Raw genomic sequence first — 13,132 nt, 5'->3', positions numbered from 1 at the left:
AACATGCATCCATTCTATTCGAATGTGTGTTCGATGCGAACTGAATTCTCAAATCAGTCGGAAAAGTCCGAATCGGCCGAAATGCTTATTGTGCTTGCGTTTTGGATCCTGTTCATTCGAAACTCGAACGTGATTGTCGTGCCACTGTGTAAGTATCGGCTTGTGGCAGACAACGCGGTGAAACTCAGTGAACAGTCGCTTGTGCTCTTCATGGACTATGGACAGTTTTACATATACGGCGACGACGACGGTTTCGGGAGGGAAACGGACCTGCTCGAACTCGCGATGGCTTCGCGCCCTGCGTACAGTGACGGCACAGTTGTGATTGTCCTGAGCCCGCACCAGAACAACTTCAACATGCATACAACGGTCGAAGTCTGGTCCTCCCGACCCACATCCGATCGCGAGAAATGGCAGCAGGTCAGTGAGTCGTTTCTGACGGTTGGTCCGCAGGGGTCAATCAGCTTTGATTCACCTCCGGGTGGGGAGTTCATTGTCTGTGATGTACCCGAGGGGTCATATCTGGTCGAGATTGCCGGCCGCGGTTTTGTAAACTACGGCTGGCCCGGATCGACGGAACCCGGAGATGTTTGGCGGGTGCGTATGTGGCCTGCAGGTGGTGAAGAGGTGCGGCCATCGCTGCAGTGGGACATGCCGGGATATGGCGTTCCTGTGGACGAACCGATACCTGAACCGATTCCTCGTCCACAACGGGACATCGAGTCGAAATGGATAACGATTTACGGCGAGAACGGCGAGCCGTCCAGGGTTGTGCAAATCAGTGACCTCCGCGCCGAAGCTGCTGAACGAGAGCGGCAGGAGTGGGGAGGAGATCCGATGCCTGAACTCGAACGATTCCAGTCCGGCAAAGATCTAGCTCGTATGGACCGACCACTTCTCGAAGCGGTCGTCCGCATGAACGTCGCGACTCTTCGTCGACTCGCGTTTTGGGCCGCTGTGCAGGCGTATGAGCATGCGGGATTAGCCGACAGGGATTGGGTTCGTCCGGCCCTCAACGCTATGCCTGTGGGACAACAACTTCCGGAACCCTTCGGAAATCGCACAACGGCATTCGAGCACCTACACGAGGAGGAATTCGGTGCGGGGATCGAGAATGTGGAGTTGGAAGTCAAGATCGAGATAGTGGACCATTCGCCGCAACCGGAGTCCAATCCGTTCGATCACGGGAATATTCATGTTCCGTCCTACGCTCTCAATGCGATTTTCGACGCGATCGAATCGGACCCGTTGACCGCAGCGGTCAATGCATTGGGAACGGCAGCAGTCACGTTCGGGAAGGATATCCGCATGTTGTTCGCGAGAGCGCGAGTTGAATTCGACCTCGAAGACTGAACCCCAAGTTATTCAAGGGACCTTCGTAGTGCGGTGAGCGGATCCGAGGCATCTCGACGCCCACGCGGACCAGGCCCTTCGGGGTTGACGAAGCGGCCCTCGTCCGAGCGAGTCCACTCGCGTACGGCCCATCTCTCCTTGATCGCCCAACGGCCGTCGCGCCGCTCCATGTGGTCGATGAACCGCGCACCACTGGTGAAGTTGATCATTCCGATGTCTTCGGGCCCGCCCCAGTGTGTGGACATCGAATAGGCCTCGCTGATCGCGTGGTCGCCGTGCAGTTCGACCAGGTGGTTGCCGATGTGGTGCATCGTGCCGCCGATCGCGGAGAGTTTTGTTGTGGCCCAGGCGATGTACTCGTCGATGGTGCCGTCGAATCCGGTGTGATGGTCGATGGCGTCCGGGTGGTAGGCGCTGCGGACGAGATCGAAGTCGAGGCGATCGATGCCGCGGCAGTACGTCAGAACCACCTCACGAATTGCCTGCTTGTCGATGAGATCCTGCAGTGCCTGGTCCATGTCACGCCTCCTTGATGATGGTCATCCAGTCGAGTAATTCCGGTAGTTCTTCGGCAGCGCAATCGAATACGGCAGGCCGAAGCACCACGGCAGACGCGCCGCGGTCGGACCAGTCCAGGACCTTGTCAGCGGTTGCCGAGAGGTCGACGGACCGATTGTCGCGCCGAACCGGCGCCGCAGACACTTGCACACGTGCGGTATCCGGCTCGCGGTCGTGGGCTTCGAACGTGTTGCGCAGCAATGTGACACTGTCGGTGAACGTTCCCAGGTCGGTCGGGTTCACGGTCCAACCGTCGGCGGCGCGTGCTATGCGGTCGAAGTTCCGCCGGCTTGGTCCGAAACCGAAGAGCACCGGTACGCGATTTTGGATCGGCAGCGGGAGGCTGTGGTAGTTCTCGAAGGCGAAGTCGCGTCCCTTGAAGGTGGCCGGAGCATTGGTCCACAGTTCGCGACACGCTGCGACAGCCTCCTCCATGCGCCCGAATCGCGCGTCGAAAGGCATGTTGGTAGCGGTGTATTCGGCTTCTTGCCAACCGACGCCGAAACCCATGACGGCTCGACCTTCGGACAATGAGTCGAGAGTTGCAACCTGTTTGGCAAGCAGGGCGGCTGGGCGAACAGTGGCGATCAGAACCGATACTCCGAGGCGAGCGCGTTCGGTCACTGCGGCGATCGAGGAAAGAAGTGAAATCGGTTCGTACCAAGGGTGATCCAGCGGGAACAAGAAGTTGTGTTCGGCTACCCGCTGAGCGTGTGCTTCGGCATTGAACCCGAGATGATCGCCGGTGCAGATCAGATCGATCCCGGCACGGTCAGCACGCGCGGCGAAGTCCAGAACCGGGCGAATCTTGCCGTCGAACAGGGCCTCGAGGCCCAAGATGTTGACGCCGATTTCCACAGTCGTCGTTCCTCTACAGTGCCCGCTTGGCATGCGCGGACATCTCGCCCATGTTGTCCAGACAGAAGAGTCTCGAGCTGAACTGCCACGACCCGTCGACGCAGGTGAAGCGATCGAAGTAGCGCCCCGCCAGAATGGGTTGCAGGGCAAGATCTTCGGTACCCTGGATGACCGTGACGTACGAGAGTGCCGTCGCTGATTCACCGTCGACTGCGATTCGCGTGTTGGTCAGCAGATGTTTGGTTCGTGGAACCGGCGGATCACCGTACATTCGAATGAAGCCGCTGCAGGCTGCGAACACTGCGTCGGCGTCGGACGAAATGAGCGTGATGGCAACCCCGTCCGGCCCGCACTGCCCGTAGTCGGACGAGGCGAACAATGCAGCGACTTCACGCAATCGGCCCTGATCGATCAGATGCGTGTACTCGCAGAGCAGGTCACGGATCGCCGACTCGGCGACGATCCGTGACAGCTCCGTGGTCATACGGTGATCTCGCGCCGAACCATCTTGCCGGTTGCATTGCGAGGCAACAGATCGCTGGTGATGCGCCACTTCGACGGCACCTTGAAGTAGGACAGTCGCTCGGCGGCGTAATCACGCAGCTCCGCCTCCGTTGTGGCGGCTCCGGGACGCAGGACAACCACGGCGGACACTTCCTGGCCGAGGTCGGGGTGCGGCATGCCGATGACAGCGCACTCGATCACGTCTGGATGTTCGTCGAGCGTCTGCTCGATCTCGGTGGGGTAGACGTTCTCGCCGCCACGCAGGATCAGGTCGGAACGACGACCGGTGAGACGGAGACGCCCGTTCTCGATTACGCCGAAATCGCCGGTGCGGAGCCAGCGTCCGGGGGCAATTGCCGACTCGGTCGCCTCGTCGTTCTCCCAGTATCCGAGCATGACGAAGGGGCTGCGTACGCACACTTCACCTTCGATGCCGTCCGGCAGCCATTCGCCGAAGGGATCGCGAATCTCCATCGAGACGGTGATGATCGGACGCCCGAGAGTGCCTGGGAACTCTTCGAGTTCGGCGCCGACGGCGACCGCAATGGCGGTGCTGCATTCGGTGAGGCCGTAGCTGTCGACCAGAGCATTGCGTGCGAACGGCACCTGCTCCTTGAGGCGTTCTTTGAACGCGGGCGACGACGGCGCGGATGCCAGCGAGAATGCAGTCAGCGAAGAGACGTCGTACTTGGCGATGTTGCCGTGCTCGAGTAGCCGCGATGCCATCGTGGGGACAGCACCCCAGTTGGTGACACGCTCGCGTTCGACCAACCCGAGCACCTTGTCGACGTCGAAGCCGCCCTCGGTCAGGATGACGGCACTGCCCGTCGCGAGACGGGGAACCACCAGATTGTGAAGGCTGGCGATGTGGAAGAGCGGGGAGGTGAGTAGATAACGCAGTGGGCTCGGCTTGGAAGCGTCGTACTCACGGCCGGTGAATGCGGCGCCGATCGCGTCGCTGTACTTGTGGTAGTCGACGACGGCCATCACGTTGCGGTGCGAATGGAGTGCGCCCTTGGGGCGGCCGCTGGTACCACTGGTGAACAGGATGACGGCGGGGTCGTCCTCGTCGATGTCGGTGCTCGGCACGTCGGAGCCTGCATACTCCGCGATGAGCGCGGGCAGATCCTCTTCCATGGTGAGGACCGTGATGTCTGCCGGCAGTTCGGGGAGGGCGGCGCCGCGCTTGGCATCCACGACCAGAACCTTCGGACGTGAGAGCTCGATCCCGTGAGTGACCTCGCGCGGAACCCACCAACCGTTGAGACCGACTGCGATCGCGCCGAGCGCCTGCGTCGCGAAGAACGTCATGACCCATTCGGGAGTGTTGGCAGCGAGGATGCCCACACGGTCGCCCTTGCGGACTCCGTACTTGTCCCGCAGAGCAGTTGCCAGCGCGGCAACGGAATCGGCATGCTCGGTGAACGAGATTCGACGATCGCTGGTGACGAGATAGTCGCCGTCGCCCCAGGCGCGAGATGCCGAGATCAGTTCACCGATGGCGTGACCGCGGTTCTTCATCACAGGCATGACGGTGCCGAGAACCTCTTCTTCGACGATCTCGAATGGCCCACCTGGACCGGTGAGGCGTGAGACCGCCTGGTCCAGAAGCAACTGCGGATCTGCGGGGGCAGTCATGGAATGGCCTTTCGTATTGTGGCGCTTTTCACGTCACAAAATCTCACGAGAAAATCATATCTGTGGCGGCGGTTACCACTGAGCGAGACTGGGACGGTTCCGGCTCTGAGGCGTCGATACGTTCGAGTCGTATCGCAGTTGGAGTAATCGACATTCCGATATCGACTAGGACACAGGACACGATGACGAACACCGCCACCGAAGCATCTTCGAATGCAGCTCTTGCAGCTCCTCAGCGCGAGGACGTCGCGCAGATGTTGATCGACCGTCTCGGTGATCAGCACCTGGGTCTGCGGACGCGGACGCAGGACTGGAGCTGGGACGAGGTGGTGCGCGAGAGCGCAGCGCGCGGCTCGCTGGCGAAGTCGCTTCGCGCGCCCGGACCGTTTCACATCGGAGTTCTTCTCGAGAACGATCCGGAGTTCCTGTTCTGGCTCGGCGGCGCGGCCCTGACCGGGGCCACGATCGTCGGCATCAATCCGACCAGGCGTGGAGCTGAACTCGAGGCTGAGGTCCGGTACGTCGACTGCCAGCTGATCGTCACCGACAAAGCAGGCTACGAGAAGCTTGCCGGCCTGGACCTCGGGCTGACCGAAGATCGTTTCGTCCTCGTCGACGACGCGTCGTACCCGGACAAGATTGCAGCACATCACGTCGAGTCGCCTCAGATCGACCTCGGTGTCGACGCGTCGACGCTGTTCTTGCTTCTCTTCACCTCGGGCACCACCGGAATGTCCAAGGCGGTGCGGTGCAGCCAGGGGCGTCTGACGCGGTTGGCCTACGCGAACTGCGCCAAGTACGACATCGACCGCGACGACGTCTGCTACTGCTGCATGCCGCTCTTCCACGGCAACGCGTTGATGGCTCTGTGGGCGCCGGCCCTTTCGCAGGGAGCTACGGTCTGCCTCGTTCGTAAGTTCACGGCCTCGGGATTCATGCCGGACGTTCGGTTCTACGGCGCAACATATTTCACCTACGTCGGTAAGGCCTTGGGGTATCTCATGGCGACGCCGGAACTGCCCGACGACATCGAGAACACCCTCACCCACGGCTTCGGGACCGAGGCGTCGCCGGGGGACAAGGCAGAGTTCATCCGTCGTTTCGGTGCACAACTTTTCGAGGGATACGGTTCGAGTGAAGGTGCCGGTTCAGTAGTGCTCGATCCGAACCAACCTGCCGGAGCGCTGGGCCGTCCCGCGAGCGAGAACATCGTCATCGTCGATCCCGATACGCGCGAAGAGCGACCCCGCGCAATTCTCGACGAGCACGGTCACGTGCTGAACCCCGACGAATCCATCGGCGAGATGGTCGACAAGGCCGGATCGAAGAAGTTCGAGGGGTACTACAAGAACGAAGACGCGATCGCCGAGAAGATTCGCCACGGTTGGTACTGGACAGGCGATCTCGGCTACGTCGACGAGGCCGGCTTCATCTACTTCGCGGGACGCAAGGGCGACTGGATCCGCGTCGACGGTGAGAACACCTCGGCTTTGATGATCGAGCACATCCTGCGTCGGCACCCCAAAGTGATTGCCACGGGTGTCTTCGCGGTACCGGATCCGCGTTCGGGTGATCAGGTCATGGCTGCGATCGAGGTCGCCGATCTCGCCGATTTCGATCCGGTCGAGTTCGCCGACTACCTTGCCGCGCAGGCGGATCTGGGTACGAAGGCGGCGCCACGATTTGTTCGCGTTTCGACCGACCTGCCCGTCACGGGCTCCAACAAGGTACTCAAACGTGAACTTCAAGCCGATCGCTGGCGGACCGACGAACCAGTGTTCCACTGGGTGGGCCGAGGCACTCCCGAATACACGTTGATGACCGAAGCTGACGTGGTGAACCTGGAGAAGGAGTTCGAGACTCACGGCCGCACGCGGTTCCTGTGAGTGGAGTTGCGCTGGTGACCGGCGCTTCCCGGGGGATCGGCCGAGAGTGCGCGCTGGCATTCGCGCGCGCCGGATTCGACGTTGCAATCACTGCTCGCACCGTTCGTGAAGGAGAGGGGCGGGCAGCCCCGCGAACGAGGCAAGGCGAGCAAGTGATTCCGGTGCCCGGCAGCCTGGAGACGACGGTTGCCGAGATCGAGTCCTTCGGTGTGCGCGCATTGGCCGTTCCGATGAACCTGCTCGATCTGGCATCCGTCCGCGGCGCCGGTGAACGGGTGCTGGCCGAGTGGGGACGCGTCGACGTGCTGGTGAACAACGCCTATGCGCAGACGGTCGGAAACATGGACCGGGTGCTCGACATCGAGATCGACGACGCTCAGGCGATGGCGATCGGGAATTATCTGCACCAACTCGCTCTGGTCCAGGTGATACTCCCGTCGATGATCAAGAGCGGCAACGGCGTAGTGGTCAATCTGGCATCGGGCTCGGCGACCATGGATCCGCCTGCGCCTCCCGGCGAGGGTGGTTGGGGTCTGTCGTACGCCGCGTCGAAGGCGTCGTTCGGACGTATTGCCGGAGCGATCAACTCCGAGTACCGAGACGCCGGAATCAAAGCGTTCAACCTGAGTCCGGGATTTGTCATCACGGAATCAGGGAAAGCCCGTGGTGGCGCGGACGCAATCGTGGACGCCGGATTTGCGGCCACACCGGCATCCGTACCCGCTGCAGCGGCGGTGTGGCTTGCAACAGATCCCGATGCGGACCGGTACCTCGGTCGCGTCGTGGATGGTCCGAAATTGATGGCGACACTGGAGGAAACGGTATGAAGCTCGGCGTGGTCGTTCCGGTCGAACTGGGTCGAAGCGGAGACCCTGATTGGATTCTGCAATTCGCCCGTGCGGCCGAGTCGCTGGGTTTCGACGAGATCTCGGCAGTGGAGCACTCGGTGGTCATCGCCGACACCGAGAGCGAGTACCCCTATTCTCCGACCGGAAAATCGCATCTTCCCGATGACTGCGACATCCCGGATCCGCTCGAACTGCTTTCGTTCGTGGCGGGTGCCACAACCACTTTGGGCTTGTCCACTGGAGTTCTGGTGCTGCCCAATCACAATCCGGTAGTGCTCGCCAAACGATTGGCGACGCTCGATCGCCTTTCCGGTGGGCGATTGCGCATCTGCCTCGGCCTGGGGTGGATGAAGGAAGAGATCGAGGCGTGCGGCGGTGACTTCGAGCGCCGCGGCAAGGTAGCCGATGAGGCCATCGCGGTGATGCGTTCACTCTGGGCGGGCAAGGAAGCAGTCGATTTCGACGGCGATTACTTCTCGTTCAAGGGTGCGTACAGCTGGCCGAAGCCGCACCGCGAATCCGGAGTTCCGCTCTACATCGGTGGACACAGTCTCGCTGCTGCTCGGCGAGCAGGCCGGTTGGGTGACGGTTTCCAGCCGCTGGGACTGGCCGGTGAAGATCTCGACAAGGCCGTAGCAGCGATGAAAGCTGCTGCGGTGAAGGCAGATCGAGATCCTGCCGACGTCTCGCTGGTACTCGGTGCGACACTGCCCAGGCTCGACGAAGCGAAACTCGAGTGGGCACGCGGGTTGGGAGCCGATCGAATCGTGCTGTCCGCCAGTCGTCGTGGCACGTCGCTGGAACTGATCATCGACGAAATGGCCGAATGCTCGAAGCGGCTGGGGCTGAGTAACTAGGAGTGCGGGCGTGACCGGCAGCCATCGGAGCGGCTGCCGGTCATTGCTGTCGGAACGTCGATCAGTTATTGCTTGGTCAGCAATTTGCTCCGGAGCTTTGCGATCGTGTCGGCGTCAAGTTTCAGCACGTCCTGCGAAAACTTCTCCCACCCACCGAACTGGTCGCGAATCTTGTCGAGTACTGGCTGAATCTGGCTGGGACGCTGCTCCATCAACGGTTTCAACAGATCGACATCGATTCCTTTCGAAGACAGAAACGTGTAGGTCTGTTCGTTCTTGGCTTTGTTGTAGGTGTTCGACAGGACGAAGTCGTCGACGATGGTCTTGTCAGGAACACCCAGAATGCCGAGAAGTAGAGCTGTCATCAGTCCAGTGCGGTCTTTGCCTGCCGTGCAGTGGTAAGCGACTGCGGACTCGGAATCGGCGATGGTCCGTAGGGCTTGGGAATACCCAGTCATTCCGTCAGGCTTGGACAGTTGGTCGACGGCGCCGGTGTCGCTGATCCGGACGGCTTCACCGCCCCCGAGCACCTGCTCCACAATTGCAGGGTCACCAGATTTCAGGGCACTCGTAATCGCTGTGGCAAGAGCCTGAGTGCCGGCATCCAGGACTGCCGTGTTGACCACTTTCACGTTCGCGGGAACCTTGTCTGCTCCGTCCTTTGCGATCTCGCTGTCACCTCGGAAATCGACAACGGTCCGGATGCCTGCGTTCTCGATCGTTTGTTGATCGTCAGCAGTCAGATCGCTCAAGCGGTCGCCACGAAAAACCAGGCCCCACTTGACTGATCGGCCGTCGGCTGTCTCGTATCCGCCGACATCACGCACGTTGGCTGCGCCCTGCAGCGTCACGTGGCGGGTTGACGCGATGGTGGAAGTGCCGTCCTCGTCTATGACCTCGAAGTACCAGCGTGACAGTGGGTCGAGGCCGTCGACCTCAGTGGAGAAGCCGTCGACCGTGCCAATTTCCTTTCCTTCTGCGGCTGGGTTTTTCGGGTCGGTGGCGGCGAATACACGCACCTTTTCCGAGCCGCCGTGTTCCCAGACCAGTGAGTAGTGTCCGGCGGACGCTGATGTCACGTCGAGGTCGGTCGGCGTTTTCGCCGACTCGGCCTTGCTGCATGCGCCGAGTACGAGCATGAGTCCTGCCGCCGACAGCGCAAGAACTCGAGTTTTGCAAGTAGCCATGGGTCCTCCGAATCCAATTGGAAATCGGAGGCTACGCACCAGAGATCACTGTGTCGTGACCGTGTTGTGCAGAGCGGGAAAACTGCAGGCTGGAGTGCTTGTCGCCGATGATGATCAGGGATGGGCCAGCCCGTTCAGGAGCATCGCGCCGACAAAGATGGCACTGCTTGTGCGGGCGCTGCAGGACGGGTTGATCGCAATCGACGAACTCTGATCGAAGCGCGAGCGATCGGGTGCGTCGATCCGGGAGTCAGTCGAGGGCGGTGGCGTCGGTTGTCGGCGTCTTGGTGCCGGGAGTCGCTTCGATGTCGAGAACGACCTGGCTGTCGGTGGCTTCTTCGGGGAAGACGTACCGACGCATGGCCCACCAGCGGAAGGCCGTCGCCAGCAGGGTCCCGATGATCGATCCGCTGATGAAGTCCGCGAAGTTTTCCATCAACACCGACACCTCGGGTTGACGCAGATGGAACACGTACCGGGAGGTCCAGAGTGGTACCTGGTTGATGGCCAAACCGATACCCGCGACGATGAAGAACAGAGCGGCCTCGTGATGGCGCTGTCGACCACCGCGCTGCGCAAACGACCATTCGCGGTTGAGGACGTAGGACAGAACCGTCGCGATCAGGACCGCAAGGATGTTGGCCGTCACCGGGTGCTGAGGCAGAACCGTCCACTTGATGCCGAAGAACAGCACCGTGGTGACGATGAAGGCGATGCCGCCGACCACCAGGAACTTGAGCATTTCTGCGTGCGGCAGGACGCGCACGAGAACCCGCTCAGGAAGCCTATTGACCATCTTTTCGACAAACGCCATTGTTCGAGGCTAACCCTGAATACGACCGAGGGCACAAATCGTCGATGCCCGTGTCGGCAAGATCATCAGAATCCGTACCCGAGAATTGCGGGCTTCTGCGCGTTGAAAGCGAAGTCGAAATTCAGGATCTCCTGCGGATCGGACGCGTGGAGTCGGTGCGCCGCCGCGAAGGTCTTGGCCTGGTGCTCGCCCAGGTACAAGCTGCTCAGGACATCAGAGGGCATCGTGATCGCAGGCACCGCGTCAGTGGCCGTACAGGTGGCCTTGCCGTCCTTGACCTGAAGTGCGAAGGTTCCGCCGGCCTTCAGGAACGGATCTTCGACCTTGATGACTGTGTCCAGGTCAGCAGCATATTCACGAGCCTCGAGAGCCGCGGGAACGTCCATGATGCGCAGCCACAGTCGATCGGAGCGCGTCGTCGTCCGGGCAAGGCGGTAGTCCGTGAGCATCAGCCGGAGTGGATCGGCAGGATGCTGGCGTGTCTCGATCCGGGTGACGAGGTCGAGGCCGCAGATCGTGCGCCACAGCGCCGCGTGCGCATCTTCGGTGATCGTCACGAACTCGTCGATCCGGGCGATGCTGTCGCGGCCCTCGCTCGTGTGCCGGTAAGCGATGTATCCGTCCGCGTGTGTCAGAAAGAACAGTCCGGAGGCGCCGTCACGATCCTCGGACGGGTCGGCGAACATGTGGTCCCAGAGTGGTTGCGGACGGACCTGCGCGCCGGGAGTCTGCAGTCGCCAGCGGTCGTAGATCTCGGGAAGAAGCGTCGAGGCAGCTTTGATGTCGACGATGGACACGCCACCGTTGTCGGGCACCTCGGGGCGGAATCGTGCGAAGCGGCGATCGAGGGTGATGCCTTCGCTGAAGGTGGCCGGGCCGTATCCGAAGCGGTTGTAGATGCCGGCCTCGCTGGCCGTCAGGGCGGCAAGCGGTGCTCCGGTCGACTCGATGTGGGCATGAAGCGCAGTGAACATCGAGCGTAGGACGCCACGACGACGGTGAGTCGGGGCGACGGATACCCAGGTGATTCCGCGCGTGGGGAGTTGGCGTCCGCAGGGCACGGTGAATTCCATGTCGATTTCGATGGCCACGCCGACGGGTAGGTCACCGTCGACGGCGAGGATGATGTCCTCGGGCTTGTAGAGCGCCTTCGTCAGTTCGCTGACCGCGGGAGACGGGTGAAAACCGAACCCCACCGAGTCGAGTAGTTGGAGAGCCGGCCAGTCACTCTCGGTAGCGGTGCGGATGGTGATCTTGTTTTCGGGGCTCACGTGTATCGACTCTGGCATAGATTGCGTGAAGACGCACATGAATATCGGGGCTGACGTTTCCGCACCGGCTCCCAGGGGTACCGCCCGACGGACCAGTCCTGCGGCACGGAGAAAACCGATACGGAGAAACACTGTGGCGATCACCGACATCAAGGAATATGCCCATCTCACCGAGGAAGACGTCGAAGCGCTCGGGCGCGAGTTGGACGCCATTCGGCTCGACATCGAGGAGAAGCGCGGCGCGCACGACGCTCGATACATCCAGCGGACGATCGCGTTTCAACGCTCTCTGATGGTGGCCGGCCGCATCGTCTTGTTCGCCAGCAAGAAGAAGCCTGCCTGGATTCTGGGGACTGCGCTCCTGGGGGTCGGCAAGATCATCGAGAACATGGAACTCGGCCACAACATCATCCACGGCCAGTGGGACTGGATGAACGATCCCGAGATTCACTCGAGCAACTGGGAGTGGGACAACACCTGCCCGTCCTCGGGATGGAAGCACTCGCACAACTTCACCCATCACAAGTTCACCAACATCGTCGGACTGGACAACGACGTGGGCTACGGAATCATGCGCGTCACGCGCGATCAAAAGTGGCACGCCGACTACCTCTTTCAACCGATCACGAATTTTGTGCTCGCGACCCTCTTCGAGTGGGGAGTGGCACTGCATCACCTCGAAACGGACAAACTCCGCAAGGGTGAGGTGAAGTGGTCCGAGAAATCGGAGATGGCCAAGGACGTCGGTAAGAAGATCGCGCGTCAGGTGGCGAAGGATTACATCCTGTTCCCCGCCCTGACCGGCCCCGCGTGGAAGACCACGTTGACGGCGAACGTCGTTGCGAACCTCATCCGAAACTACTGGAGTTACGCCGTCATCTTCTGCGGGCACTTTCCCGACGGTGCCGAGAAGTTCACGCTCGAGGAATTCGAGAACGAATCGCGCGCTCAGTGGTACCTACGACAGATGCTGGGCTCTGCCAACTTTCATGCCGGTCCCGTCATGGCCTTCATGAGCGGCAACCTCTGCTACCAGATCGAGCATCACTGCTTCCCGGATCTGCCGAGCAATCGGTACTCGGAAATCGCGGTGCCGTTGCGCGACCTGTGTGACAAGTACGACCTCCCGTACACGACCGGGCCGCTGTGGAAGCAGTACGGATTGACTCTGCGCACCATCTGGAAGTTGTCGCTGCCCAACAGGTTTCTCTCGGCTTCCCAGGACGACGCTCCGGAGACGCACTCGGAGTTGAAGTTCCGCATCCGAGGCGGAATCAAGGAAGTGTTCGGCGTCGATCCGCAGACGGGTAAGCGGCGCGGACTGCGAACAGCGATCGCGATGGTCTCGAGCTGATCAG

The 13,132-nt window shown here is 61.1% G+C and carries 13 protein-coding genes; 6 read left to right on the top strand and 7 right to left on the bottom strand.

The features are described 5' to 3' along the window. The first annotated feature begins 3 nt into the window (after window positions 1-3). The gene (locus G9U53_RS16570; RefSeq protein ID WP_242692579.1) at window positions 4-1,353 is read left to right on the top strand and encodes a hypothetical protein; all 1,350 of its coding nucleotides are present in this window, start codon (window positions 4-6) and stop codon (window positions 1,351-1,353) included. Window positions 1,354-1,361: 8 nt separating this feature from the next. On the opposite strand, the gene G9U53_RS16565 is transcribed toward G9U53_RS16570, so the two are convergent. Genes G9U53_RS16565 through G9U53_RS16550 form a run of 4 tightly spaced genes read right to left on the bottom strand, consistent with a single transcriptional unit; the run spans window position 1,362 to window position 4,911 of the window. Then, the gene (locus G9U53_RS16565; RefSeq protein WP_042924821.1) at window positions 1,362-1,871 is read right to left on the bottom strand and encodes a nuclear transport factor 2 family protein; all 510 of its coding nucleotides are present in this window, start codon (window positions 1,869-1,871) and stop codon (window positions 1,362-1,364) included. Between the two features lies 1 nt (window position 1,872). Beyond that, window positions 1,873-2,769 carry a TIGR03619 family F420-dependent LLM class oxidoreductase gene (locus tag G9U53_RS16560; protein ID WP_165638922.1) on the bottom strand — a complete coding sequence of 299 codons (897 nt, stop codon included), beginning with the start codon at window positions 2,767-2,769 and terminating at the stop codon, window positions 1,873-1,875. Between the two features lie 13 nt (window positions 2,770-2,782). Beyond that, complete coding sequence (locus G9U53_RS16555; RefSeq protein ID WP_054827056.1) at window positions 2,783-3,253, bottom strand: nuclear transport factor 2 family protein; 471 nt, start codon at window positions 3,251-3,253, stop codon at window positions 2,783-2,785. Then, window positions 3,250-4,911 (bottom strand): class I adenylate-forming enzyme family protein, encoded by a 1,662-nt coding sequence (locus G9U53_RS16550; RefSeq protein ID WP_007732670.1) that lies wholly within the window; start codon window positions 4,909-4,911, stop codon window positions 3,250-3,252. Before G9U53_RS16550 ends, G9U53_RS16555 begins: the two co-directional genes overlap by 4 nt. A gap of 182 nt (window positions 4,912-5,093) precedes the next feature. Here G9U53_RS16550 and G9U53_RS16545 point away from each other — a divergent pair, with 182 nt between their 5' ends. From G9U53_RS16545 to G9U53_RS16535, 3 genes are read left to right on the top strand one after another with little or no spacing between them, the layout of a single operon-like run. Further along, window positions 5,094-6,797 carry an AMP-binding protein gene (locus tag G9U53_RS16545; RefSeq protein WP_042448397.1) on the top strand — a complete coding sequence of 568 codons (1,704 nt, stop codon included), beginning with the start codon at window positions 5,094-5,096 and terminating at the stop codon, window positions 6,795-6,797. Beyond that, window positions 6,794-7,624 (top strand): SDR family NAD(P)-dependent oxidoreductase, encoded by an 831-nt coding sequence (locus G9U53_RS16540; protein WP_054187455.1) that lies wholly within the window; start codon window positions 6,794-6,796, stop codon window positions 7,622-7,624. Before G9U53_RS16545 ends, G9U53_RS16540 begins: the two co-directional genes overlap by 4 nt. Next, a complete protein-coding gene (locus G9U53_RS16535; protein ID WP_030536995.1) occupies window positions 7,621-8,502 on the top strand; it encodes an LLM class F420-dependent oxidoreductase in 882 nt (293 codons plus the stop codon). The genes G9U53_RS16540 and G9U53_RS16535 overlap by 4 nt, the downstream gene beginning before the upstream one ends. 65 nt (window positions 8,503-8,567) lie before the next feature. Here the strand turns inward: G9U53_RS16535 and G9U53_RS16530 are convergent, their stop codons facing one another. After that, window positions 8,568-9,689 carry a tyrosine-protein phosphatase gene (locus tag G9U53_RS16530; RefSeq protein WP_082845730.1) on the bottom strand — a complete coding sequence of 374 codons (1,122 nt, stop codon included), beginning with the start codon at window positions 9,687-9,689 and terminating at the stop codon, window positions 8,568-8,570. Between the two features lie 55 nt (window positions 9,690-9,744). Between G9U53_RS16530 and G9U53_RS33315 the strand changes: the two genes are divergently transcribed. Then, window positions 9,745-9,903 carry a hypothetical protein gene (locus G9U53_RS33315; RefSeq protein WP_207624344.1) on the top strand — a complete coding sequence of 53 codons (159 nt, stop codon included), beginning with the start codon at window positions 9,745-9,747 and terminating at the stop codon, window positions 9,901-9,903. A 36-nt stretch (window positions 9,904-9,939) separates the two neighbouring features. Here the strand turns inward: G9U53_RS33315 and G9U53_RS16520 are convergent, their stop codons facing one another. Further along, window positions 9,940-10,503: a GtrA family protein gene (locus G9U53_RS16520; RefSeq protein ID WP_003939753.1), complete on the bottom strand. Its 564-nt coding sequence runs from the start codon at window positions 10,501-10,503 to the stop codon at window positions 9,940-9,942. A 65-nt stretch (window positions 10,504-10,568) separates the two neighbouring features. Further along, the gene (locus G9U53_RS16515; protein WP_165638921.1) at window positions 10,569-11,924 is read right to left on the bottom strand and encodes an enhanced intracellular survival protein Eis; all 1,356 of its coding nucleotides are present in this window, start codon (window positions 11,922-11,924) and stop codon (window positions 10,569-10,571) included. Here G9U53_RS16515 and G9U53_RS16510 point away from each other — a divergent pair. Next, window positions 11,908-13,128 (top strand): fatty acid desaturase, encoded by a 1,221-nt coding sequence (locus tag G9U53_RS16510; RefSeq protein ID WP_007732653.1) that lies wholly within the window; start codon window positions 11,908-11,910, stop codon window positions 13,126-13,128. The genes G9U53_RS16515 and G9U53_RS16510 overlap by 17 nt on opposite strands. Window positions 13,129-13,132: the final 4 nt, after the last annotated feature.

Origin of the sequence: Rhodococcus sp. D-46 (genome assembly GCF_011290655.1) — a bacterium.
In the GTDB taxonomy this organism is placed as follows: Bacteria; Actinomycetota; Actinomycetes; order Mycobacteriales; family Mycobacteriaceae; genus Rhodococcus_F; species Rhodococcus_F qingshengii.
This window is presented reverse-complemented; position numbering and strand designations above follow the sequence as displayed.